Here is a 25811-nt window from a genome sequence, read left to right as displayed (position 1 = left end):
TCCAATTAAAATTAGTTTTTTTCAATATTTGAATTTAAATATGACAATACTTCTTTTACACTTTTTGTTTTTGATAATTTAATAATAATATCTTTATCATCTAATGCATTAGTAATATTACTTACTACCATGATATGTTCATTGTTTTTGGCAGCAATACCGATAACGAGATAGGCAATATCATCAATACTTTCTCCGAAGTGAACACCTTTTGGAAATTGACAAAAAATTATTCCAGTTTTTAAAATGGAATCTTTAGCCTTTATAGTTCCATGTGGTAAAGCTACAGATTCGCCTAACCAAGTTGAAGCAATTTTTTCTCGATCCAGCATTGCATTAATATAATCTTTTTTAACATATCCCTGTTCTACTAAATATTTACCAACAATTTTAATAGCTTCTTTTTTATTTTCGGCATATTGATTAAGGAAAATATTTTTTTCACTTATTTGAAAAAATTTTTTTGGTTTCATTTGCTCATTAGAATGAATATTGTTTTCAAAAATACTATCTTTTTTATCTTCTTCGTTCTTTTTTTTATAAAGAATTTTGTTTTCATCTAATTGTTTTACTAAAATAGTGTAAAAATTGTTGTCAAGAAAATTTTTTAATGATATATGTTGAGAATTAGGAGCATTTTTTTTAGCTCGGTAAGTTAATTTTTCATGTGTAATAACTAAATCTGCATTTTTAGGTAATAAATTAATAGCAATGTTGGATACAGAAATATGTGTTAAATTTTTACTCTCTATTTTTTTACGAAGAATACTTGCTCCCATTGCACTAGATCCCATTCCAGCATCACAAGCAATTATAATTTTCTTAATTTGTTGAATATTTTTAATTTTTTTAATAAAATCATATTTTTTAAAATCTTTTGTTTTTATAGGATATAAATTATTTTTAAATGACTTTACATATTTTTGTTTATTTTCTATCTTTTTAGTTAAATTAATTTTAAAAAATAAAGCTGCACTAAGAAAAGAAATTAAAAAAGAAGAGAATATAGAAATAATATTTGCAAAATACAAACCTTTTTTTGTCATTGCTAAAATAAGTAAAATAGAACCTGGTGAGACGGCAGAAATTAATCCTCCTTTTAAAAAAACCAGCATAAAAATACTTGTCATACTTCCTAAAATTAAAGAAAGCATTAATATTGGTTTCATTAATACATAAGGAAAATAAACTTCATGAATTCCTCCTAAAAATTGAATAATTGCTGCCCCTCCTGAAGATTTATAAGACGCTTCTTTTCCGAAAAAAAAACAGGCCATTAAAACACCTATTCCTGGGCCAGGATTAGATTCTATTAAAAAAAATAAAGAACTTTTATTCTCTGATATTTCTTGAATTCCTAAAGGAGAAAATATCCCATGGTTAATTGCGTTATTTAAAAAAAATACTTTAGCGGGCTCAATAATGAATGCAATAAGAGGTAATAAATTAAAATCTATTATTATTTTTATTAGACATCCCAAAGAATTAGATGTCCTTTCGATAAAAGGACCAATTAAAAAAAATGAAATAATTGTTAAAAATATTCCAATTATTGCAATTGAAAAATTATTAACTAACATTTCAAAACCACTCTTTATTCGGTTTTTAATTAATTGATCAAAACTTTTTATTACCCATCCTCCTAAGGGACCAGAAACCATTCCGCCTAAAAACATAGGCATATCTGTACTGCTTACCATCCCTATAGCAGTTATACTTCCTACTAAGCCTCCTCTTTCACCAGCAATTAAACGACCTCCAGTATATCCAATAAGAATAGGTAAGAGATAAAATATTATAGGTGATATCAATTGAGATAATATTTTATTACTTTGCCAACCTAAGGGGATAAATAAAGCATTCATAATTCCCCATGTAATAAATATACTTATATTAGGCATAATCATATTACTTAAAAATTGACCAAAATTTTGTATTTTTAATTTTATTAATCTAAGCATAAATATTTACTCAAATTTAAAAAATAGAAAAAAGTTATAATTAACTTTGACTAAAAACAATTTAAATATAAAGAAAAAATAATTTTATTTATTCGTAAAAAAATTATAAAAATCAATAAGCCCTTGTGTTGAAGAATCATAAAATTTATTATTTTTTGTTTTTTCATTAATATTATTATAAATGTTTTTAGCTACTTCTTTTCCTATTTCAACACCCCATTGATCAAAACTAAAAATATTTAATATATGACCTTGAGCAAAAATTTTATGCTCATATAAAGCAATTAACGCACCTAAATTGTAAGGTGTTATTTTTCGTAATAAAATAGAATTTGTTGGTTGATTCCCTTCACATATTTTAAAAGGCAAAATTGCATTAAATTTATTTTCATCTTTAGTAAAAAAAACAGATTCTTTTAAAAAAGAATTTTTAGATTTTCCAAAAGCAAGCACTTGAGTTTGAGCTAAAAAGTTAGATATTAACTTAAGATGATGATCGTGGAAATTATTGTGAGAAATAACTGGTACTATAAAATCACTTGGAATTAGCTTAGTACCTTGATGAATTAATTGAAAAAATGCATGTTGACCGTTAGTACCTGGTTCACCCCAAATAATAGGTCCAGTTTGATAACATATTTTATTTCCATTTTTATCAATTGATTTCCCATTAGATTCCATATTAGATTGTTGAAAATATGCAGAAAAACGATGCATGTACTGATCATATGGAAATATAGCTTCTGTTTCAGAATTAAAAAAATTAGAGTACCAAATACTAATAAGAGCTAATAATACCGGAATATTTTTATTATATTCCGTGTTATAGAAATGATTATCCATAACATGAGCTCCCTGTAAAAACTTTTCAAAGTTATTAAATCCAATAGATAAAACAATAGATAGTCCAGCCGAAGACCATAATGAAAAACGACCTCCTACCCAATCCCAAAATTGAAAAATATTTTTAATATTAATCCCGAAATTTAAAGCATTATTTATATTAGCTGATAAAGCAAAAAAATGTTTATCTAGAGTATTTTTGTTTTTTGAATGTTTTAAAAACCAAAATTTTGCACTATTAGCATTAGTTATAGTTTCATCTGTAGTAAATGTTTTCGAAGCTATTAAAAAAATTGTTTTTTCAGGATTTATTTTCTTTAAAACTTCAAAAAGATGAGTACCATCTATATTAGAAACATAGTGCATGTTTAAATGATTTTTATATGGACGTAACGCTTCTGTAACCATATATGGTCCTAAATCTGATCCACCAATACCTATATTAACAACATCAGAAATAGATTTTCCAGTGTAACCCTTCCATTTTCCACTTATAACTAATTCTGAAAAATTTTTTATTTTTTTTAATACATTATTAACTTCTAACATAACATCAGAACCATTTAACAAAATCGGAAAATTACTTCTATTTCGTAATGCGATATGTAATACTGGCCGATTTTCGGTTTTATTGATTACAGATCCAGAAAACATTAATTTAATAGCAGATTTAACATTCATCTCTTTTGCTAAATTTAATAAAAATGTTAAAGTTTTTTCAGTAATACGATTTTTTGAAAAATCAACTAATATTTCATTTTTAAATAAAATCGAAAATTTTTTAAATCTATCAGAATCAGACAAAAAAAGATCTTTTAAATGGACGTTTTTTATTTCTTTAAAATGATTTTTTAAATCTTTCCAAGACTGAGTTTCAATAAGATTGATTTTTTTCATCTCATTTACCTACCTTTAATCTTTATATATTTAAAAAATATATATTTTTTATTAATTTTTTATTATACTATATTCATTAATTTTTGACTAAAAAAATACAATTAAAAATCTTTTGTTTTTTATAACAGACACATCAAAATTAATAAAAAAATTATGATAATTAATGATAAAAATCTTATTTGGATTGATTTAGAAATGACTGGATTAAACGCTGAAATACATCGAATTATTGAAATTGCCACAGTAATTACAGATAAAAAATTAAATATACTTTCAGAAGGTCCCGTTATTGCTATTCATCAAAAAGAAAAACATATGATGCTGATGGATGAATGGAATATTAAAATACATAAAAAAAATGGACTAATAAAACGTGTTCAAAAAAGTACGTATGATGAGTTGAAAGCTGAATATGAAATAATATCTTTTTTAAAAAAATGGGTTCCTATAAAATCATCACCTATTTGCGGTAATAGTGTCTATCAAGATAGAAAGTTTTTATCTCGATATATGCCAAATTTAGAAAAATATTTTCATTATCGATGTATAGATGTTAGTACTGTTAAAGAATTAGTAAATCGATGGTATCCTTTCATAATAAAAAAAAAAAAAAAATCATACAGCACTAGAAGATATTCACGAATCTATAATAGAATTAAATTTTTATAAAAAAATTTTCTTCAATATTTAAATATACGTTAAACATAATAATTTTATTATTATAGTTAAAAATTATTTAAAAAAAATATTAAATAAAATAATTTTTCTTAAAAGAAAGCTTGATAAATACATCTTATGTATATAAGATAAATAAATATTGATAAAAATAAAATTATAATTTGTAAAATTTTTTGCGGGAATAGCTCAGTTGGTAGAGCACAACCTTGCCAAGGTTGGGGTCGCGAGTTCGAATCTCGTTTCCCGCTCCATTTACATTTTTTTATATTATCAGTCTAAAATTAATATTATAGAAGGAAAATGTATGATTTTTTGTTCTTTTTATAAATGGATAATATTTGCTATCTTATTAATAACCTTTCCAACACAGTCTGCAAATAAAATAAATGAAGTTATTTTTAAAAAAGACAATTCACAAAAAAATAATTATTTTTTTTAAAAATATAAAAAAAAACCAAAAAAATAAAAAGAATGTAAAAAAAATATTAAAAAAATTTATTATTTTAATTGATCCAGGACACGGAGGACAAGATCCAGGAGCAGTAAACAGTCTAGGATTGCAAGAAAAAAAAATAACTTTAAAAATTGGGATAAAGCTTAAAAATTTATTAAAAAACAGTAATCTGTTTTATCCAGTTTTAACACGAAATGATGATTCTTATGTTTCTTTAAAAAAAAGAAGAGATTTTCTAAAAAACAATCATGTAAGCTTTTTAATATCTATCCACGTAGACTCATCTAAAAAGAAATATGTATCAGGTGCATCAATCTGGATTACTACTAATGAAAGAATGCATCGCGAAATTAATAATTTTATAAAAGATACAAAAGAACACATATATTTTCCTAAAAATATTCAAAATTTAATTCAAAACAAAAAATATGATCTTTTTTTAAAAAAAACTATTCTTGATTTACAATTTAATAATTTTCAAAAAATGGAAATTAACTTATCCAATTATGTATTTCAACAATTTAAAAAAATTATAAAATTAGATAAAATAACACCAAACTATGCTAGTTTAGGAATACTAAGCTCTATAAACACACCTTCTATGTTAATAGAAACAGGATTTATCACGAATTTTTCAGAAGAAAAAAAATTAAGAACTGACGAATACCAAAATAAAATTGCAAATGCTATTTATATGGGTTTAAAAAATTATTTTCAAGATACATTTCTCTCTAATTTGAGAGATACGTAAAAAAATTAAAAAAATGATTTTAAAAATTATTTTAAGCATCTAAAATATTATTTAAGATGCTTAAAATCAAAAGATTATAAATTAAAAAAATAATTTATATCGTATCTTTCTTAATCAATTTAAAACGTTTTTTAAATCTTTCAACTCGTCCTCCAGTATCAATAATTCTTTGTTTTCCAGTATAAAATGGATGACATTTTGCACATATATCTAAGTTTAGATTTAGATTAACGGTTGAAAAAATTTCAATTATATTTCCACATGAACAAGTAGCTGTTATTTGAGAATAAGCTGGGTGTATTTTTTTTTTCATAAAAATTTTCCTAAAATATACTAATAATATCTATTCTATTATACGATTATTGGTCTACTAATAATTAATATTTTTCAATTTAAATAAAATATATTAAGCAAATATGTACAACGATAACAATAAAATTAATTCAATATATTTCAAAAAAAAAAAAAAAACAAAAAAAAGAATATAAATTTAAATAAATATCATATTCTTGTTATTATTATAGCAACTATTCTTTTTTTTTCTTTTTTAAATGTTTTTTTTAACAAGCCAAAAGATGCAGAAAAAAAAATTTTTATAAATAAAGAAAAAAGTAATGATTTATTACCTCCTAAACCTAAAGAAAAATGGAAATATATTCAGAAATTAGAACATTTATAATTCTTAAAAAATTTTTAAGAAACCAGTAAACTTAAATATTTTTTATACAAAATAAAATTTGATCTTATTGATAATTTTACTTAAATAATTTTTTTACATTAAAGTTAAAATTCTTAATTTTATATTAAAAATTTTATTTTTTATATAATTAAAAAAAAATAAACACATTATTTTTAAGAGGTTCTTCTTGTGACCACAATACTCAGTGTAAGATTAAAAAATAAAGTAGTAATTGGAGGTGATGGACAAGCAACTTTAGGCAATACTATTATGAAAAGTAATGTTAAAAAAATTAGAACACTTTATCATGAAAAGGTAATTGCTGGTTTTGCAGGTGGAACTGCAGATGCTTTCACTTTATTTGAAATGTTTGAAAAAAAATTAGCTATGTATCAAGGTCAACTACAACGTGCTGCTATTGAATTAGCGAAAGATTGGAGATCTGATAGAATGCTACGTAAATTAGAAGCCTTATTAGCAGTTGCTGATAAAGATAATTCTTTAATTATTACTGGAAATGGCGACGTAATTCAACCTGAAGATGATTTAATCGCAATAGGTTCTGGTGGTTCTTATGCTCAATCAGCAGCACGTGCATTAATTGATAACACTAAACTTAGTGCTAATGAAATCGTAGAAAAATCATTAAATATTGCAGCAAATATTTGTATTTACACTAATCATAGTTTTACTATAAAAGAACTATTTTCAGGAAAATAAGGATTATTTATATGTCTGAAATGACTCCCCCTCAAATTGTCTCTGAACTTGATAAGTTTATCATTGGTCAAGAACAAGCAAAAAAAGCTGTTTCTATTGCATTAAGAAATCGTTGGCGTAGAATGCAGTTAAATAATGAACTACGCCATGAAATTACTCCCAAAAACATCTTAATGATTGGCCCTACTGGAGTAGGAAAAACAGAAATTGCTAGAAGATTAGCTAAATTAGCAGACTCACCTTTTATAAAAGTAGAAGCCACTAAATTTACTGAAGTTGGATATGTCGGGAAAGAAGTAGATTCAATCATTCGAGATTTAACAGACGCTGCTATTAAAATGATTCGAGTCAAAAATATTGAAAAAAACAAAATTCGAGTTGAAGAAATAGTTGAAGAAAGAATATTAGATGTTTTAGTTCCTAGACCAAAAAATAACTGGACAGAAAATGAAAAAAATGAAAGTTTATTAAATACCTTGCAAATATTTCGAAAAAAATTAAGAGAAGGTGTTCTTGATGAAAAAGAAATTGAAATTAATTTATTAGCTACTACTATGGGCGTAGAAATAATGGCGCCACCTGGTATGGAAGAATTAACAAGTCAGTTACAATCTCTTTTTCAAAACTTAGGAGGTCATAAAAAAAATACAAGACGGTTGAAAATAAAAGATGCAGTTCTATTATTAAAAGAAGAAGAAGCTGCCAAATTGATAAATCAAGAAGAAATTAAAAAAGAAGCGATTAATGCAGTCGAACAAAATGGTATAGTATTCGTTGATGAAATTGATAAAATATGCAAAAGAGGTGATTCTTCTGGTCCAGATATTTCTCGAGAAGGTGTACAAAGAGATTTACTTCCATTAGTTGAAGGTTGTACAGTATCAACTAAATATGGAATGGTTAAGACAGATCATATTTTATTTATTGCGTCAGGTGCTTTTCAAACATCAACACCTTCTGATTTAATTCCAGAATTACAAGGACGACTTCCAATTAAAGTGGAGTTGCAAGCATTAACAATCAATGATTTTGAAAAAATTTTAACTGAACCAACTGCATCAATTACTGCACAATATAAAGCACTTATGAAAACAGAAGGTGTATATATAAATTTTACAAAAGAAGGAATACGAAATATTGCAGAAGCTGCTTGGAAAGTTAATGAATCTATGGAAAACATTGGAGCTCGTCGTTTACATACAATATTAGAAAAACTTATGGAAGATATTTCTTTTAACGCCAGTGATAATAATGGTAAAACTATTGAAATTAATTCAGAATATGTTGGAAAACATTTAGATCAACTGATATCTAATGAAGATTTAAGTCGATTCATTTTATAATTTCTTATAATATTTATTTACTATTTTAGTATAGTAAAAATAGATAAATATCTTTTAAAATAAATATTTTTATTATTTATGATAACTAAACATTGAAAAAAAAAAAATACAACCCTATATTAATCAAAGAACTCTTTTTAATTTGAATATTAATTATTAGAATACAACACTAATATAATTTATAAAAGGAGGTTTTATGTCTTACCGTTCTTTTTCTTTTTTACCAAATATTAATCAAAATAGTGTTTTTTCAAATAGATTTAATCAAATTGATAAAATTTTTAGTACTCTAACAGGAGAAAAACCTTTATCAGAAACACCAGCATACAATTTATATCAAATTGACGAACATAAATATGAATTAATATTAAGTATTCCTGGATATGAAGAGAAAGAAGTAGATATTTCTGTACATAATAGTCAATTAATAATACAGGGGAAAAAAAAGAATCAAAAAAATGATAATCATAAAATAAAAAAACATCTACACAAAGGTATTATATTTAATGATTTCTCTTTAAATTTTAATTTTGATCATAAAATCCAAGTTAAAAAAGCAGAACTATTTTTAGGACTATTACAAATTAATTTTGAATGCAAAGTACCAGATGAAGAAAAACCTAAAAAAATATTTATTAATATTCCCAGTAAAGTTACAGAAATTGAAAAAAAATAAAATATAAAAATTTTTAAAAAAAATGAATATTTTTTTAAATTAATCATTGTACTTGTTCTAAAATAAGTACAATGATTCAAATATTAAAAATCAATAGAGGAATAAATTAGTGAATCCATGGATTAATGCTAATGTTTTGAAAGTTCATAAATGGACTGAGAATTTATTTAGTCTTATTTTACATGCATCAATTTCTCCTTTTCAAGCTGGACAATTTACAAAATTAGCTTTAAATGAAGAAAATATAACTTCTTCAAATAATATTCAGAAAAAAAAAATTCAAAGAGCATATTCTTTTGTCAATGCTCCAAGTAATAAAAATTTGGAAATTTATATTGTTCGAGTACCTAATGGAAAATTAAGTAATCTTTTATATAATTTAAAATCTGGAGATAGTTTATTTATTAAAAAAAATTCATTTGGTTTTTTTACCTTAGATGAAATACAGACTTGTGAAACGTTGTGGATGTTTGCTACTGGTACTGCAATAGGTCCTTATTGTTCTATATTACAAGAAGGCAAAGATGTTAATAGATTTAAAAACATTGTCTTAATACATGCTGTACGATATAAAAATGATTTAACCTATCTTCCTTTAATGAAAGAACTTCATAAGAAATACAATGGAAAATTAAAAATTGAAACAATATTAAGTCGAGAAAAAATTGATAATTCATTGCACGGAAGAATTCCTTTTTTATTAAAAAATCAAATTTTAGAAAAAAAAATTGGTTTAAAAATTAATTCCAATAATTCACATGTTATGTTATGTGGAAATCCATTTATGGTAAAAGATACATATTTATTTTTACAAGAGAATCGACTTATGAAAAAGAATTTGCGACGCAAACGTGGTCATATTACCATGGAAAATTATTGGTAATTTTTTAACAACGATCAAATGAAAAAGACATAACTTGATCAATACTTTTTTGATTTAATGCTATCATAATTAAACGATCTAAACCAATAGCTACTCCTGAACAAATTGGTAAACCATAGTTCATTGCATTTAGAAAATAACTATCTATTTTTTGTTTGGGAAGATTCATATCTTGACGTTTTTCATTATCTTTTAAAAAACGATTTTTTTGTTCAAAATAATCTGTTAATTCATAAAAACCATTTCCTAATTCAATACCTTTAAAAAAAATTTCAAATCTTTCTGAAATACGATTATCTTTTACGTTCATAGCAGCAAGAGAAGCTTGTTCTAAAGGAAAATGATAAACAAATAATGGTTTTTCTTTTCCAAGAAAAGGTTGTATTTGTAATGTAAAAAGCATTTCTATTAATTTACTTAAATCGTTTTCAAAATGAATTAAATGCTCTAATTTAAATTTTTTATAACATTGTAATAATTCAGATAAGTTAGTAGATAAGGGATCTATTTGTAAATATTTTATAAATGTTTCTTGATAAGAAATTTTATCTGATTTATCAAAATTCAAAATTTCTTGAAAAAAACAGTCTATTTCTTCAATCATTCTTTCCATAGAAAAAGAAAGTTGATACCATTCAAGAATGGTAAATTCTGGATTGTGATATTGACCAAATTCTTGATTTCTAAAACTACGACAAATTTGATATATAGATCCACTTCCTGCTGCTAATAAACGTTTCATATGATATTCTGGACTAGTTATTAGCCATAATTTAATTTTTTTTAGATTACTATTAAAAGAAAAGTAATTTGTTTCAAATGGAGTCAAATTTATATCTGTTACTGATGATCGAGATAATATTGGAGTTTCTACTTCCATAACGTTTTTTTTTAAAAAAAAAGAACGAATATTAGCAATAATTTTTGATCGTTTTTTTAAAATTTTAATAGAAGAACTAGGTTGCCATTTTTTTTGCATATATTTTCCCTTTAAAAAATAAAAATATTAATTTTAAAAAAATATTATATATATAATAAATGACTTAAACATAATTAATCAGTAAATAAAAAAAAATAAAAAATGAAAAAAATAGCAATATATCCAGGTACATTTGATCCAATTACATACGGACATTTAGACATCATAACTCGCGCAGCAAAAATTTTTGATAATATCACTATTGCTATTTCTAACAATCTCAATAAAAAAACTATTTTTAATTTAAAAGAAAGAATAAAATTAACTAAAGTAGCTACATTACATCTTAAAAATATAAAAAAAGTAATTGGATTTAATGGTTTGCTTGCTAATTTAGCAAAAAAAGAAAAAACTAATATTTTAATTAGGGGAGTAAGAACAATATTTGATTTTGATTATGAAATAAAATTAGCTGCTATAAATAAACAAATTTATCCTGATTTAGATAGTATTTTTTTTCTTTCTTCTAAAGAAGTTTCGTTTATATCTTCATCTTTTGTGAAAGAAATAGCAAAATATAAAGGTAATATTAAACCTTATCTTCCTAAAGAAATACATTTTGCTTTAATGGAAAAATTTAAAGATATTTCTAATAGATAAATACTATTTTTGAAAAATAGGGTATATTTCATATACCCTATTTTTTTAAAAAAATGTTTATGTTAACAAATTAACGAACAAAATGTGAAAATTTCATTGCTGGTGCATTTTTAGAAGAAATAATTATACTTGTACGTATTCCAAAAGAATAATACGGCTGAACAGAATTTTCGTCTTTTGCACGTAAATTAGATAAGTTGGTAGCCACTAATTTTATTTGATTATTATCTATGTGTGTAATTGTATAAACATTTCTTGAATTTATAATTTGATATTCATTTAGTTCTGGATGTTTAGAAAGCAATTGGAAATAAGATTGACTTAAAATTTTTGGATGTGCATATGCAGAAATTAACTTTTGATCTGTAACATTTGGAACGATTTTTTTAAATTTTTCTATCATATCTTCTTTATTTGTAGAATAAATTAAATTTCCATCAACAACAAAAAGAGATGAATTAAAATCTGTCATAAAATCTTTATTTAATTCTTGAGAAGAAGATTTTAATTTTTCGTATATTTTTTGAAAATGCGCAATCGTAGAAAAGAAATTTTCAGGTGATACATCTAATCTATCTGAAACTGTCCAAACATTATTATCTGTGAAATATTTATAATGGGATTTCTCAATAGTTCTATTCATTCTATCTTTAAATTTTTGATTAACTTTTAAAGCACCTTCTCTTACTTCTATATCAAAACTTTCATCTAAATTAAATGGATACCATTTATTTAAATTTTCTTTTTTAGGAACCATAACATTAAGCTCTGGAAAAGAACTTTCATATTCTGGATGCTGTGGATTTTTATTTAATTTATTAACTACTTTTAATCTTCCTTGTTCTTTAACTTTTTCAATTATAGTATGTATAAAAAATTTTGAAGATTCAATTGTTTTACCTAATTCTTCAACTTGATTCATCAAATTATCAATTTTTTCACTTGTCTCTTTAGTTGATTCTGTCGGCTGTGAGAATAACTCACATCCTGCGTTAAAAATTTTTAAGAAGGTTGTACCATTAAAAAGATTTATAGTTTCGTTTTTAACTGTCTCATAAGCACTAAGTACAGTATTTTTTAATGCATTAAGAGAATCCATGATTTGTTTTTTTAAATTAATATCTTTAACTATATCTTGAATTTTTTTTTGAATTTTTTTTATTATATCGATTGGATTATAGGAAGTACTTTCAGAAGAGGATTCAGAAGAAGTTTTTTTTTCATATCTATGAAATCATTGAATTTTAATAAATATTTTCTATAAAATTCTTCTAAATCAATTGGACTATTTTCATTTTCATTTTCAACATAATTAATAGAAACTTTAGTGCTACTAATAGGATATTTTTTTTCTTGTGTTAAAATTTCTGAAGAATTTTTAATATTTTTTAATGATTCGTGGTATATTTCATCAATTTTAGTTTTTAATTTGTCATTTTGATTAAAACGTGTTGGATTTAATTTATCAACTAGAGTAATATTAGATGACATAATTTTTTTTCCTTTTTTTAATTTACTATCTCAGAATTTACTATCTCAGTCTTAACGTAAATTTTTTTAAAAATTGTAAATTAAATTTTTTTTAAAAACAAAAAAATAGATTATTAATTACAATTTTAAAGTTTTATAACTATACAAAAAAAATTTATTAAATTTAAGTTCTTAAAATAAAGAAACAAAAATAAAAAAAAATTTAATTTAATTATAAAATGTATTTTTAAAAAAGTCAATTAATTAATTTTAAAAAAATAAAAAATATTATGAATATATATTTAATAATAAATCATAAAAATCAAAGAATACAAAATTTAATTCATGAATATCGTTTACAACATGATAAAAATTCTTCTATGGCATTAATAATGAATTCCAACTCTTTAGAATTATATGATCGTTCAACACCTCAAAAAAAATCTATAAAAGTTAATTTTAGTTCGAAAAGAAATAATTATAGATGTTTAAATTTTAAAAAAAAAATGAAATTATCTATAAAGCTATAGGAATCAAAAAAAACTATTTTCCTTCTGTGTTAGATGCAACAGCAGGATTGGGAAAAGATGCTTTTTTACTTTCCTTTTTAGGATGCCATGTCGTTATGATAGAAAGTCATCCTGTAATTGCCGCTTTATTAAAAGATGGATTACAAAGAGGTTATAAAGATGAAAATATTGGTTTTTGGTTAAAAAAAAGATTACACTTAATTTTTAACAATAGCTTAAATATGCTTAATATGGAAATTTTAAAACCAGATGTCATTTATTTAGATCCAATGTATCCAAGTAATAAAAGAAAGTCTCTTCCTAAAAAAAACATGCAATTTTTGAGAAAGTTAACAAATAAAAGTAATCAATCTAAAGATTTATTAAATGTTGCAAGAAAATTTGCAAAAAAAAGAATTGTTGTAAAAAGACCATCTTATGCTAATCCTATATCTAATGATAAAGTAGATTTTATTATTAGTAATAAACATCATCGTTTTGATATATATCTTCCTTTTAAATAAAAAAAATAGGAGTACATTTTATTGTAAAACGTACTCCTATATTAAAAATATTGTCAATCTTTTAAAATTTTTTATATTAATAAAAGAGCTATCCAATAAAAAAAACTAGATAATAAAATTGAAACAGGTAAGGTTAATATCCAAGCAAGAGCAATGTTTTTTATTGTACTAATTTGAATTCCATCTCCATCGCTTAACATCGCTCCAGCCACAGACGAAGATAAAATATGTGTTGTAGATACAGGTATTCCTGTATAACTTGCTATCCCAATTGATAACGAAGCAGTTATTTGTGCTGACATAGCTTGCGCATATGTCATTCTTTTTTTTCCTATTTTTTCACCAATAGTTATTACTATACGTTTCCAACCAATCATTGTACCCACAGATAAAGAGAGTGCGATAATTAATATTATCCACATAGGTGCATATTCAATTGTTTTAAGTATGTCTTTTTTACTTTTTTCCAGGAAATTTTTCTCTTTTTTAGAAATATTCAAAAAATTCATTGTTTGATCAATATTTTCGGAAAGAAGAAGTAAAAAATGACGTAATTTAAATCTTTTTTGTATGTTTAATTGATTATAATCATAGATATCTTGTAATAAAATTTTAGTTTTTTTTATGCTTTTTATAACTTGAAAATAATTATAATTTTTTATTGTGTTATTAATTTTTTTTTGATTATTAGTATTATTAATTATTTTAATTTTGTTTTTCAAATAGTATTCATATAAATGATTAATTGCATTTTTTGTATAAATAATTTCTTTTTTAGATGCATTTAAATTAACTAAAAAGTTACATGGTGTAATTCCAATAAGAACAAGCATTAATAAACCGATTCCCTTTTGACCATCATTTGCACCATGAGCGTAACTTACTCCGATAGATGATAAAATTAAAGCAATTTTAATTAAAAAAGGTGGTTTTTTTTTCCCGTCTTTTTTTTCTCGTTCTAATGGAGTCATATGAATACGATAAAAATTTTTTTTCTTTTTTAAAAAAAAACGTAACAAAAATATTAAACTCCCAGAAATTATCAAGCCTACAATAGGAGAAAAAATAAGAGATAAAAAAACATTTGTCATTTTAGGAATATTTAATGCATATACTAAAGACGAACCAGTAGTTATTGCATTAGTCAAACCAATTCCAATTATTGCTCCAATAAGTGAATGTGAACTTGAAGCTGGCAAACAAAAATACCATGTAGATAAATTCCATAGTATAGCCGCCAATAACATGGAAAAAACCATAGCAAGAGCATGTTTTGAATCAGTATTTAATAATAAATCGTTAGGTAATAAATGAACAATCGCATATGCAACTGTTAAGCCTCCAAGAAGAACACCAAGAAAATTAAATACACCTGACATTATAACTGCAAAATGAGCTGAAGTTGCCCGTGTGTAAATTAATGTTGACACAGCATTGGCTGTATCATGAAATCCATTAATAGCTTCGTAACACAATACAAAAACTAAAGCAAGTAAAACAAATAAACTATGATTCAAATCAGAATAAGAAAATAAATATAGCATGATCTTTAAGCCATTTTGATGAATTGAACTAAGTTTATTATCTGTGAGAAACCGTGTTAGAGGAAAGTAAAATATAAATTTTATTTAAAAAATTATGTTATTTTTCTAATTTTAAAGATAAAAAAATGCCAAAAATTAAAATAATTATAATAAAAGCTGAAATACCTATCCATTTTGAATAAAACCAAAAAAATCCTCCAAACGTACCAAATATACTTGATCCTAAATAATAGAAAAATAAATACAAAGAAGTTGCTTGAACTTTAGCAATCTTTGCATAAGAACTAATCCAGCTACTTGCAATAGAATGAGATGCAAAAAATCCACCTGAAAATATTACTAATCCTAAAATAATTATATAAATTTGATTATATTGTGTAATTAAAACACCTAAAATCATTAATAATAGTGCTATTCTTAATATACTACTTCGATTATATTGATTTATCAAAATACCAGCTTTAGGAGAACTATAGACTCCAGTTAAATAAATAATAGATGTAAATCCTATGCTTGAAGAAGATAAAAAAAATGGTGATAACATTAATCGATAACCAATATAATTAAAAATTGTAATAAAACTACCCATTAAAATAAATCCTATTGCAAATAAAACAAGTAATGTTGGGTTTTTTAGATGCAAGTAAAAATTTTTTAAAAATTTATGAAGATTTATAGAAATAGGATAAAAGTTTTTTGATGATGGTAAAAAATATAAAAATAGACAAGATGATATTAAAGAAAAAAAACCAATTATTACAAATGCAATATTCCAAGAGAAATATTCTGCTAAAAAACTACTTAAAAGTCTTCCAGAACATCCACCCACTGTGTTTCCGCTAATATATAATCCCATACAAAATGAAACAGAATTTGGATGTACTTCTTCAATAATGTAAGTCATAGCAACTGCAACAACACCACTTAATGCTAATCCAGTTAAAGCACGAAGAAAAACAATAATTAACCAACTATTTGTAATAGAACATATAATAGTAAGTATTGCTGCTATTAGTAAAGAAGAAGACATAATTGATTTTCGACCAATTCTATCTGATAAAGGACCAATAAATAGTGTTCCAATAGCCATTGTTGCTGTTGCAGCTGACAAAGATAAACTACTTTCTGTTGCAGTTAAAGAAAATTGTTTAGAAAATACTGGTAAAATTGATTGTACACAGTATAAAATAGAAAAACTAGAAAACCCGCCTAAAAAAAGAGATAAAACAATTTGATTAAATTTTTTTGTATTTTTTTTTTTAATAGCATTTTTTTTTTCCAAAAGTATAAAAAACATCTTTCAAATACAAAATGTTTCTTATATGTATATATACCCGTCGTAAACATGATGAGCCGGTCCTATCATATAAAGAGGATAATTAAAACCTTTCCATTTAATGATTAAACTTCCACCTAATAAATCTACTTTAACATTATCACAAAGAAGATTTTTAGCAATACCTACTGCAACAGCTGCACAAGCACCACTACCACAAGACTGAGTTTCACCTACATCACGTTCATAAACTCTTAACTGAATATGATTTTTATTTATAATTTTCATAAAACCTATATTTATCCCGTGAGTAAATATTGAATTTTTTTCTAAAAATTTGCCAATTTTTTTTACAGGTGCATTATTTATAGATTCTACTTGAATAACACAATGAGGATTGCCGATAGAAACTAAGCTGCATATTAAATTTTTATTTAAAAGTTTCACGCAAAAATTTTTCGATGTAATTTTTTTTGAAACAGGTATTTCTTCTAATTTAAAATTAGGTTCGTTCATGTTAACTTTAATATTGTTATCAGCAATAAATTTTATAAATATATTTTTTTTATTAGTACTTAAACTAATTGTTTTTTTATTAGTTAAACCTTTTAAAAGAAGAAATAAACCTACACATCGAGCACCATTTCCACATTGTTCAACTTCATTTCCATTAGAGTTAAAAATACGATAATGAAAATCAAATTTAAGATTATTTGATTTTTCAATTAATAATAATTGATCAAAACCGATTCCAGTATTTCGATTAGATAATTTTTTGATAATTGATTGATTCAAAATAAAATCTTGTTTAATTGATTCAATAACCATAAAATCATTACCTAAACCATGCATTTTGGAAAAATTAATCTTTTTCTTTTTTTTATGATTTGAAAACATTTTTTTTTCCTAATAGTAATTTTCTTTTTTTATTAAAGATAATTATCTTTATTAACTTAATATAATCAAATTTATTATTCAAGGATATAAAAAATGAAAAAAAATACAATTTTTACTGAAATAAATAATAATTTTTATAAATTAGTAGATGATTTATTTTCAAAGATAGAAGATAATTTAAATTTTTACGATAATAAAATTGATATTGATTATGAAGTGCAAGATTATGTTATGACTATTACTTTTTCAAATAAAAGTATAATTGTTATTAACAAACAAGAATCATTGCAACAAGTATGGTTAGCTACAAAATTAAATGCATATCATTTTAATTACGAGACAGATAAATGGATTTGTAATCGCAGTAACAAAAATTTTTGGGAAATATTTGAAAAATCATGTTCTATGCAATCAAATAAAAATTTAATTTTTACTACTATAAAAAGAACCGCAAAATAAAAAATAATTTTTTTAAGTATTTTAAAATACTAAATAATATCTCTATAATAATACGAATTGTAATATGCGAAAACAAACATTAAGAATTGCTACTAGAAAAAGTCCCTTGGCTCTACAACAAACTAAATATGTACAAAAAAAGTTGTTATCTTTATATCCAGATTTAAATATAAAAATAATACCTATTGTTACTCATGGAGATAATATTTTAAATAAATCTCTTTCTAAAATTGGAGGAAAAGGTTTATTTATAAAAGAATTAGAGTTTGCTCTTCTTGAAAATAAAGCGGATATTGCTATACATTCAATGAAAGATCTTCCTGTTCATATCACAAAAGAATTATGTTTAATTAGTATATGTAAGAGAGGAAATCCATTAGATTCATTAGTTTCTAATCGTTATCAATCTATTAATCATTTACCGAAAGGAGCAATAATTGGTACATCCAGTTTAAGAAGACAATGTCAGTTAGTTACTTATCGGCCAGATTTAATTGTATCACCATTAAGAGGTAATGTAGAAACAAGAATTGCTAAGTTAGACGAAGGTAAATATGATGCAATTATTTTAGCTGCTGAAGGATTAAATAGATTAAATTTAAAACATAGAATTACTCAAATTATACCAGCTGAGTTATCTCTTCCCTCCTGTGGTCAAGGTTCTATTGGTATACAATCTAGATTACATGATAAAAGAATATTATTTTTTTTATCACGTTTAAATCATTTTAATACTTTTATTGAAATCAATGCAGAAAGAGCATTCTGTAAAAAATTAGAAGCTGGATGTCAAATTCCAATTGGAAGCTACGCAATTCTTAAAAAGAAAAAAATTTGGCTTAGAGGATTAGTTGGTTCACCAGATGGTGAAATAATATTAAAAGGAGAAAGATTCGGTTGGTATAATACTGCAGAAGAAATGGGTTATTCTTTAGCAAAAGAATTACTTAATAATGGGGCAAGAAAAATTTTAGACAATTTTTATATAAAAAAATCACATTACATATGAAAATATTAGTTATGAGACCCTCTCCAGAGGGAAAAAAATTAGTAAGGAATTTAAATAATATAGATGTATTTTCTTTACATTTCTCTTTATTTGATTTTTATCCGAGTAAAACAGAAAATAGTGTATCAAGAAAAATTTATGATATATATATATCAGATATAATTCTGATTTTTTCTAAAACTTCTATTTATTACATAAATATTTATTTAAAAAAAAAAAATTAATATGGCCGATATATCCAATATATTATGCTATTGGTAAAAGTACTGCGATTCTTTTAAAAAAATATGTTAAAAAAAAATTTTAATTCCTAAGAATAAAGAAAACAGTGAAAATTTGTTATCTATTTTATGTCAAAGTAATCTTTTAAAGAAAAAAATTATTTTATTACAAGGGGAAAATGGAAGAAAATTAATAAAAAAATATTTGATAAAAAAAGGTTGTGATGTATCTGTTGTTGAATGTTATAAAAGAATATTTAAAATTATAGATATTGTTTCAGAAACAAAAAAATGGCGTTATTACAAAATAAATACACTTGTAGTAACAAACAGTGAAACATTATATCAATTAAATAAAATAATTTCTGTTCCTGATAAAATTCAATGGTTGTTTAAATGTAAAATTATTGTTGTTGGAAATAGATTAGAAAAGATAGCCAAAGAGATTGGTTGGCATGATGTAGTTGTTTCTGATTATGCAAATAACAATAGTTTACTAGAATTAATTAGTAAAATTAATAATAAAACTTAATTTTTTGGTCGGCGAAAGAGGATTTGAACCTCTGACCTACTGGTCCCAAACCAGTTGCGCTACCAAGCTGCGCTATTCGCCGTAAAATATTTTATTTTGGGGTGGCTAATGGGATTTGAACCCATGACCACTGGAATCACAATCCAGAACTCTACCAACTGAGCTATAGCCACCAAAATTTCATTATTTTTTTGAATATTTTTAAAAATTATTTATTATATTTTGTAAAAAGTGCGCTCGACAGGATTTGAACCTGATACCTCTACCTTCGGAAGATAGCGCTCTATCCAAAATGAGCTACGAGCGCATTTAAAATAAAACCAAACTAGATTAGTTTAAGATTAATAATCTTTATTGTCCAGTTTTTTTTTTAAAATTTTAAAAAACAAAAATAATATAAAGTAAAAAAATATTTTTAATCTTTACGAACGTTTCATCATATCAAAAAATTCATCGTTTGTTTTTGTCATAGATAATTTGTTTAATAAAAATTCCATTGCATCTATTTCACTCATAGGATGAATTATTTTTCTTAAAATCCACATTTTTTGCAATTCATCTGGTAAAGTTAATAGTTCTTCTTTTCTAGTACCAGATCGATTGTAATCAATAGCAGGAAAAACACGTTTTTCTGCTATTTTCCTTGACAATGGCAGTTCCATGTTTCCTGTTCCTTTAAATTCTTCATAAATAACTTCGTCCATTTTTGATCCGGTATCAACTAATGCTGTTGCAATAATTGTTAAACTTCCTCCTTCTTCTACATTTCGAGCTGCACCGAAAAATCTTTTAGGTCTATGTAAAGCATTAGCATCTACTCCTCCTGTTAAAACTTTTCCTGATGCTGGAACAACTGTGTTGTAAGCACGTGCTAAACGAGTGATAGAATCGAGTAATATAATTACATCTTTTTTATGTTCTACTAATCTTTTGGCTTTTTCAATAACCATTTCAGCAACTTGAACATGTCTTGACGCAGGTTCATCAAAAGTAGATGCAACGACTTCTCCCTTCACTAGTCTTTGCATTTCAGTAACTTCTTCTGGTCTTTCATCAATTAATAAAACCATCAGTACGCAATCTGGATGATTGTAAGCTATACTTTGTGCAATATTTTGTAATAATATCGTTTTTCCTGCTTTGGGTGGTGCTACAATTAAACCTCTTTGACCTCGTCCAATAGGTGAGGCTAAATCAAGAACTCTTGCTGTTAAGTCTTCAGTTGAGCCGTTTCCTCTTTCCATTCTTAATCGAGAATTAGCGTGTAAAGGTGTTAAATTTTCAAAAAGAATTTTACTTCTAGCATTTTCCGGTTTATCATAATTTACTTCGTTAACTTTAAGCAGAGCGAAATATCTTTCACCTTCTTTTGGTGGTCTTATTTTTCCTGAAATAGTATCACCAGTACGTAAATTAAATCTACGAATTTGACTTGGTGAAACATATATATCATCAGGACCGGCTAAATAAGAACTATCAGCAGAACGTAAAAAACCAAATCCATCTTGTAATATTTCTAAAACACCGTCTCCAAATATATCTTCTCCACTTTTTGCATGTTGTTTAAGGATGGCAAAAATAATATCTTGTTTACGCATACGCGCTAAATTTTCCAACCCCATTTTTTCACCAAGAGTAATTAATTCAGAAACTGGCATATTTTTAAGTGCGGTAAGATTCATAATGGTGGGTTCTTAGTAAAATCGGGGTAAATCTCGAAATGATAACTGTGATATAAATTATAAATTTTTTTATTTTCATTAATAAATTTTTCATAAAATTAAATTTTTAATTAAAAATTAATTAATAATATTTATAATATAAATATTTATTGAATATTTTCATTTAAAAACTCTTTAAGTTGTAATTTAGAAATTGCTCCTACTTTAGTAGCAAGAACTTCTTTTTCACGAAATAATAGCAATGCTGGAATTCCACGAATAGAATAAATAGGAGCAGTATTTGGATTTTTTTCTATATTTAGTTTACCAAACGTAACTTTATGAAAGTATTCTTGTGCCACTTCTTCTAAAATAGGAGCTAGTATTTTACATGGGTTACACCATTCCGCCCAGAAATCGACTAGTACAAAATTTTTTGATTGTAATACTTTTTTTTCGAAATTGTCATCAGTAAGTTCAATTATTTTGTTCATTTTTTTTACTCTAGTTCAATAATAAAAAATTTAAATTTATTTAATTAGCCTTAATATAATATCATTTTTGAGAATTGATTTAAACTAAAATTAAATAATTTTAATTATTTGAAATTAGATATTTTTTTTTGGTATCTTTTTTAAATTTTTTATCTTTATATTTTTTTTATTTTTTATAAAATTTATGAAAATAAATATCTTTATCCCACTGTAAATCCTCCTGAGGCAACTCAAATAAAAATCTACTAGGAAGTGTATTTAATTTTTGTCCATATTGAATTCTAGTTTGACAATATGTAAAGAATAATTCTTTTTTTGCTCTTGTCATACCTACATAAGTTAGTCTTCTTTCCTCTTCAATATTATCATTATTAATACTTTTTATATTAGGTAAAATACCTTCATTCATACCAATTATAAAAACTGAAGAAAATTCTAGTCCTTTAGATGAATGTAATGTCATCAATTGTACTCGATTTTTTTGAACTTGATTTTTTTTTATTTTTTTTTCTAAAACATCTCGTAAAGTCATTTTTTTAACAATTTGTAATAGATTCATTGGTTTTTCAAATTCATTTCCTTTTAACATGTCTTTTAACCAATTTGATAAAGTGTAAATATTATTTATACTTTTTTGAATTTTTTTAGGTTCTTTTAAAGTTTTAGTTAACCATAATTCATATTTAGTATCATTAATAATATTATCTAAAACATCATCTGGTTTAAGATGCGATAATGCAATTATGTTATTTACCCAAGAAATAAAATTTTTTATTTTTTTTATTGTTGTTTCTCTTAAAATTTTTTTTATTTCTATATCGTTGCTTATTTCGAAAAGACTTTTATTTTTTTTAATAGATAGTTCTTCTAATTTGTTTAGTGTAGTTAATCCAATTTTACGATGAGGAATATTTAGAATTCTTATAAATGCATAGTTATCGTTTGGATTAACAATTAAACGAAGATAACTTAATAAATCTTTTATTTCAGGACGAGAAAAAAATGATGAACTGCTAGAAATATCATAGGGGATATTTTTTTTTAATAAAGTTTTTTCAAGAATTTGAGATTGATAATTTCCACGATATAGTATGGCATAATCTTTGTATTGTATTATGTTATCCGAACATTGATTAATTATTTTATCTGCTATTTTTTCTGCTTCGATTTCTTCATTTTGTCCAATTATAACCTTTATTTTTTTACCATATTCTAGAGTAGAAAATAAATTTTTTTTAAAATAATGTAAATTATTTGAGATTAACTTATTTGCTGCTTTAAGTATTCTTCCATAAGAACGATAATTTTGTTCCATTTTTATGACTTTTAAATTGGGAAAATCTTCTTTTAATAGAAAAATATTTTGCGGTTTGGCACCTCTCCATGAATATATTGATTGATCATCATCTCCTACTAAAGTAAAATTTGAATTTATATTAGTAAGCATTTTTATTAATTCGTACTGACTATTATTTGTATCTTGATATTCATCTACTAATAGATAAGAAATTTTTTTTTGCCAGCGATTTTGTATAATTTGATTGTTTTTCAATAAAGTTGTTGGTATGCAAATTAAATCGTCAAAATCTAATATATTTGATTTGCGTAAATAAGAGTTATATTCTTCATACAAGTATCCGAAATCTTTTTCTAAATTTGATTGTGCTGATAACTGTACTTGTAAAGGAGTAAGAAATTTATTTTTCCAAAAAGAAATCATGAATACTAATTTTTTTAATAATTTTGTGTTATTTTTTATATTTTTATTGCATATTTTCTTTAATAAAATCATTTGATCTTTTTCATCAAATAAAGAAAAATTAGAATCAAATTCCAATGCATTAATTTCTTTTTTAATAATTTCTAATCCAAGTGAATGAAAAGTAGAAATAATCATTTTTTTTATTTGCAAATAATTTAAATTTTTTGCAAGACGAACTTTTATTTCATGAGCAGCTTTATTAGTAAACGTAACAGCGATAATATTTCCGGGTTTACATTGACAATAATTTATTAAATAAATAATTTTATTGATAATAACTTTTGTTTTTCCTGAACCAGCCCCTGCTAATATTAAGCAGGGACCATTAATAAGTTCTATAGCATTTCTTTGATTAAAATTAAGAGGCATAAAATGATAATTTTAGATTAATTAAATAATTGGTTTTTTAAAATTCTTAAAAAAATTACAATTTGGTAAATTTGGATTTTATTTTTCAACACAAATTGATTTCATTTCTTTCATATATTTTCTTAATTTTTTTCCAACAATTTCAATTGGATGATTACGAATTTTTTCGTTAATTTTATATAATTCAACATTGTTTATTTTTGTTTTATTTAACGAAGATCCTAAGTCATTTCTTTCAAGATTAATAATAAATTTTTTTAAAATAGGATATGCTGATTCTGAAAATAGATAACTTCCATATTCTGCTGTATCTGAAATCACTATATTCATTTCATATAATTTTTTTCTTGCAATCGTGTTTGCAATTAATGGTAGTTCATGTAAAGATTCGTAATAAGCTGATTCACTTATGATACCTGTATTAATCATGGTTTCAAAAGCTAATTCAATACCTGATTTCAATATAGCTACCATTAGTGTTCCATGATCGTAATAATCTTGTTCTGATATTTTTTTTGAATAAGAAAGAGTATTTTTTTCAAAAGATGTGTTTTTTGTATTTTCGCGCCAATTTAATAGTTTTTTATCATTATTATGCCAATCTATCATCATTTCTTTAGAAAAATCACCTGAAATAATATCATCCATATGTTTTTTAAATAAAGGTGATAATATCTTTTTTATTGCATTAGATATTTTATATGCTCTTATTTTTGATGGATTAGAGAGTCTGTCCATCATTAACGTAATACCTCCATGTTTAAGAGATTCTGTAATTGTCTCCCAACCATATTGTATTAATTTTGCTGCATAAGAAGGATCATATTCATCTTTAATTAATTTTTCGTAACATATTAAAGACGCTGTTTGCAGCATTCCGCATAAAATTGTTTGTTCTCCCATTAAATCTGATTTTACTTCAGCTACAAATGAGGATTCTAATACTCCAGCACGATGTCCACCTGTTGAAAAAGCCCATGCTTTCGCAATTTCTAATCCGATTTTATTAGGATCATTTTCATCATGAACTGCAATTAATGTAGGTACTCCAAATCCTCTTTTGAACTCTTCTCGAACTTCTGTTCCAGGACATTTTGGTGCGACCATAATCACTGTTATGTCTTTTCGTATAACTTCACCACATTCTACAATATTAAATCCATGTGAATAACCTAAAAATGAATCTTTTTTCATTAATTTTTGCAATTCTTTTACAACATTTTCATGTTGTTTATCCGGTGTTAAATTAATAACTAGGTCCGCATTTGGTATTAATGAATCATAATCGTTAACTTCAAAATTATTTTTAGTAGCGTTTAACCAGGAAGTATTTTTTTTTAAAATGCTCTTTTTTTTAAGTGCAAAAGAAACATTTAATCCAGAATCTCTCATATTTAAACCCTGATTTAAACCTTGTGATCCACAACCTACAATAACTATTTTTTTATTTTTTAAAATTTCGTTTTCATTTTTAAATTCGTTTCTCTTCATAAAACGACATTTCTTAATTTCATTAATTTTTTTACGAAAAGATAATTTATTAAAATAATTCATTTCAGTAATTCCTAAGTCTTTAAAATTTATTTAATATTTACCATTATTAATGACAAATTTTTATTT

Annotated in this window: 22 protein-coding genes, 4 tRNA genes and 2 pseudogenes; 12 read left to right on the top strand and 16 right to left on the bottom strand. The window is 24.3% G+C overall.

The features are described 5' to 3' along the window. Nucleotides 1–11: 11 nt before the first annotated feature. Nucleotides 12–1901, bottom strand: coding sequence for a PTS mannitol transporter subunit IICBA (locus D8S97_RS00855; RefSeq protein ID WP_410002695.1), 1890 nt, complete (start codon nt 1899–1901; stop codon nt 12–14). Between the two features lie 144 nt (nt 1902–2045). After that, nucleotides 2046–3701, bottom strand: a complete 1656-nt coding sequence (gene pgi / locus D8S97_RS00850; protein WP_158361029.1) for a glucose-6-phosphate isomerase — start codon at nt 3699–3701, stop codon at nt 2046–2048. 153 nt (nt 3702–3854) lie between these two features. On the opposite strand from pgi, the pseudogene orn reads away from it, so the two are divergent. From orn to D8S97_RS00835, 3 genes and pseudogenes are all read left to right on the top strand, one after another. Further along, nucleotides 3855–4392 (top strand): annotated as a pseudogene (gene orn / locus D8S97_RS00845) (oligoribonuclease). Nucleotides 4393–4554: 162 nt separating this feature from the next. Further along, a tRNA-Gly gene (locus D8S97_RS00840) sits at nt 4555–4630 on the top strand. A gap of 231 nt (nt 4631–4861) precedes the next feature. Further along, the gene (locus D8S97_RS00835; protein ID WP_186821885.1) at nt 4862–5584 is read left to right on the top strand and encodes an N-acetylmuramoyl-L-alanine amidase; all 723 of its coding nucleotides are present in this window, start codon (nt 4862–4864) and stop codon (nt 5582–5584) included. Between the two features lie 94 nt (nt 5585–5678). On the opposite strand, the gene rpmE is transcribed toward D8S97_RS00835, so the two are convergent. After that, nucleotides 5679–5897, bottom strand: a complete 219-nt coding sequence (gene rpmE / locus D8S97_RS00830) for a 50S ribosomal protein L31 (protein WP_158361026.1) — start codon at nt 5895–5897, stop codon at nt 5679–5681. A gap of 555 nt (nt 5898–6452) precedes the next feature. Here rpmE and hslV point away from each other — a divergent pair. The 4 genes from hslV (at nt 6453) to D8S97_RS00810 (ending at nt 9885) form a co-directional block, all read left to right on the top strand. Next, the gene (hslV, locus tag D8S97_RS00825; protein ID WP_158361025.1) at nt 6453–6983 is read left to right on the top strand and encodes an ATP-dependent protease subunit HslV; all 531 of its coding nucleotides are present in this window, start codon (nt 6453–6455) and stop codon (nt 6981–6983) included. A gap of 11 nt (nt 6984–6994) precedes the next feature. After that, the gene (gene hslU, locus D8S97_RS00820) at nt 6995–8326 is read left to right on the top strand and encodes an HslU--HslV peptidase ATPase subunit (protein WP_158361024.1); all 1332 of its coding nucleotides are present in this window, start codon (nt 6995–6997) and stop codon (nt 8324–8326) included. Between the two features lie 196 nt (nt 8327–8522). Next, nucleotides 8523–9002: an Hsp20 family protein gene (locus D8S97_RS00815; RefSeq protein WP_158361023.1), complete on the top strand. Its 480-nt coding sequence runs from the start codon at nt 8523–8525 to the stop codon at nt 9000–9002. A 109-nt stretch (nt 9003–9111) separates the two neighbouring features. Beyond that, nucleotides 9112–9885 (top strand): FAD-binding oxidoreductase, encoded by a 774-nt coding sequence (locus D8S97_RS00810; RefSeq protein ID WP_158361022.1) that lies wholly within the window; start codon nt 9112–9114, stop codon nt 9883–9885. A 4-nt stretch (nt 9886–9889) separates the two neighbouring features. Here the strand turns inward: D8S97_RS00810 and epmA are convergent, their stop codons facing one another. Beyond that, entirely contained in the window at nt 9890–10864 is a 975-nt protein-coding gene (gene epmA, locus D8S97_RS00805) for an elongation factor P--(R)-beta-lysine ligase (RefSeq protein WP_158361021.1), read from the bottom strand. A gap of 102 nt (nt 10865–10966) precedes the next feature. Here epmA and coaD point away from each other — a divergent pair, with 102 nt between their 5' ends. After that, nucleotides 10967–11464 (top strand): pantetheine-phosphate adenylyltransferase, encoded by a 498-nt coding sequence (gene coaD / locus D8S97_RS00800; RefSeq protein WP_158361020.1) that lies wholly within the window; start codon nt 10967–10969, stop codon nt 11462–11464. Between the two features lie 70 nt (nt 11465–11534). Here the strand turns inward: coaD and D8S97_RS03175 are convergent, their stop codons facing one another. Continuing rightward, nucleotides 11535–12563, bottom strand: a complete 1029-nt coding sequence (locus D8S97_RS03175) for a hypothetical protein (RefSeq protein WP_261789585.1) — start codon at nt 12561–12563, stop codon at nt 11535–11537. Nucleotides 12564–12625: 62 nt separating this feature from the next. After that, nucleotides 12626–12955 (bottom strand): hypothetical protein, encoded by a 330-nt coding sequence (locus D8S97_RS00790; protein WP_158361019.1) that lies wholly within the window; start codon nt 12953–12955, stop codon nt 12626–12628. A gap of 269 nt (nt 12956–13224) precedes the next feature. On the opposite strand from D8S97_RS00790, the pseudogene D8S97_RS00785 reads away from it, so the two are divergent. Next, nucleotides 13225–13967, top strand: a pseudogene (locus tag D8S97_RS00785) (class I SAM-dependent methyltransferase). 71 nt (nt 13968–14038) lie between these two features. Here D8S97_RS00785 and D8S97_RS00780 read toward each other — a convergent pair. The 3 genes from D8S97_RS00780 to dapF form a co-directional block, all read right to left on the bottom strand. After that, the gene (locus D8S97_RS00780) at nt 14039–15511 is read right to left on the bottom strand and encodes an inorganic phosphate transporter (RefSeq protein WP_158361018.1); all 1473 of its coding nucleotides are present in this window, start codon (nt 15509–15511) and stop codon (nt 14039–14041) included. 97 nt (nt 15512–15608) lie between these two features. Next, a complete protein-coding gene (locus tag D8S97_RS00775; RefSeq protein WP_158361017.1) occupies nt 15609–16808 on the bottom strand; it encodes an MFS transporter in 1200 nt (399 codons plus the stop codon). Nucleotides 16809–16829: 21 nt separating this feature from the next. After that, nucleotides 16830–17654, bottom strand: coding sequence for a diaminopimelate epimerase (dapF, locus tag D8S97_RS00770; protein ID WP_222610135.1), 825 nt, complete (start codon nt 17652–17654; stop codon nt 16830–16832). Nucleotides 17655–17777: 123 nt separating this feature from the next. Between dapF and cyaY the strand changes: the two genes are divergently transcribed. The 3 genes from cyaY (at nt 17778) to D8S97_RS00750 (ending at nt 19905) form a co-directional block, all read left to right on the top strand. Beyond that, on the top strand, nt 17778–18143 hold the full coding sequence (gene cyaY, locus D8S97_RS00765) for an iron donor protein CyaY (RefSeq protein WP_158361015.1): 366 nt from the start codon (nt 17778–17780) through the stop codon (nt 18141–18143). A 64-nt stretch (nt 18144–18207) separates the two neighbouring features. Next, complete coding sequence (gene hemC / locus D8S97_RS00760; RefSeq protein WP_158361014.1) at nt 18208–19152, top strand: hydroxymethylbilane synthase; 945 nt, start codon at nt 18208–18210, stop codon at nt 19150–19152. 336 nt (nt 19153–19488) lie between these two features. After that, nucleotides 19489–19905, top strand: coding sequence for a uroporphyrinogen-III synthase (locus D8S97_RS00750; RefSeq protein WP_261789584.1), 417 nt, complete (start codon nt 19489–19491; stop codon nt 19903–19905). A 5-nt stretch (nt 19906–19910) separates the two neighbouring features. Here the strand turns inward: D8S97_RS00750 and D8S97_RS00745 are convergent. From D8S97_RS00745 to ilvC, 7 genes are all read right to left on the bottom strand, one after another. Then, nucleotides 19911–19987: transfer RNA gene (locus D8S97_RS00745), tRNA-Pro, on the bottom strand. A 15-nt stretch (nt 19988–20002) separates the two neighbouring features. Continuing rightward, nucleotides 20003–20078, bottom strand: a tRNA-His gene (locus tag D8S97_RS00740). Nucleotides 20079–20137: 59 nt separating this feature from the next. Then, nucleotides 20138–20212, bottom strand: a tRNA-Arg gene (locus tag D8S97_RS00735). A 115-nt stretch (nt 20213–20327) separates the two neighbouring features. Beyond that, complete coding sequence (gene rho, locus D8S97_RS00730) at nt 20328–21587, bottom strand: transcription termination factor Rho (RefSeq protein WP_158337677.1); 1260 nt, start codon at nt 21585–21587, stop codon at nt 20328–20330. A 146-nt stretch (nt 21588–21733) separates the two neighbouring features. Beyond that, nucleotides 21734–22060 (bottom strand): thioredoxin TrxA, encoded by a 327-nt coding sequence (gene trxA / locus D8S97_RS00725; RefSeq protein WP_158361012.1) that lies wholly within the window; start codon nt 22058–22060, stop codon nt 21734–21736. Between the two features lie 166 nt (nt 22061–22226). Further along, complete coding sequence (rep, locus tag D8S97_RS00720) at nt 22227–24191, bottom strand: DNA helicase Rep (protein ID WP_158361011.1); 1965 nt, start codon at nt 24189–24191, stop codon at nt 22227–22229. A gap of 78 nt (nt 24192–24269) precedes the next feature. Further along, nucleotides 24270–25745, bottom strand: a complete 1476-nt coding sequence (gene ilvC / locus D8S97_RS00715) for a ketol-acid reductoisomerase (RefSeq protein ID WP_158361010.1) — start codon at nt 25743–25745, stop codon at nt 24270–24272. Nucleotides 25746–25811: the final 66 nt, after the last annotated feature.

The sequence above is a fragment of the Buchnera aphidicola (Rhopalosiphum maidis) genome, assembly GCF_003671935.1.
Lineage (GTDB): Bacteria > Pseudomonadota > Gammaproteobacteria > Enterobacterales > Enterobacteriaceae > Buchnera > Buchnera aphidicola_AL.
The sequence above is the reverse complement of the archived record's forward strand: the minus strand, read 5'-3'. Positions and strand labels throughout refer to the sequence as shown.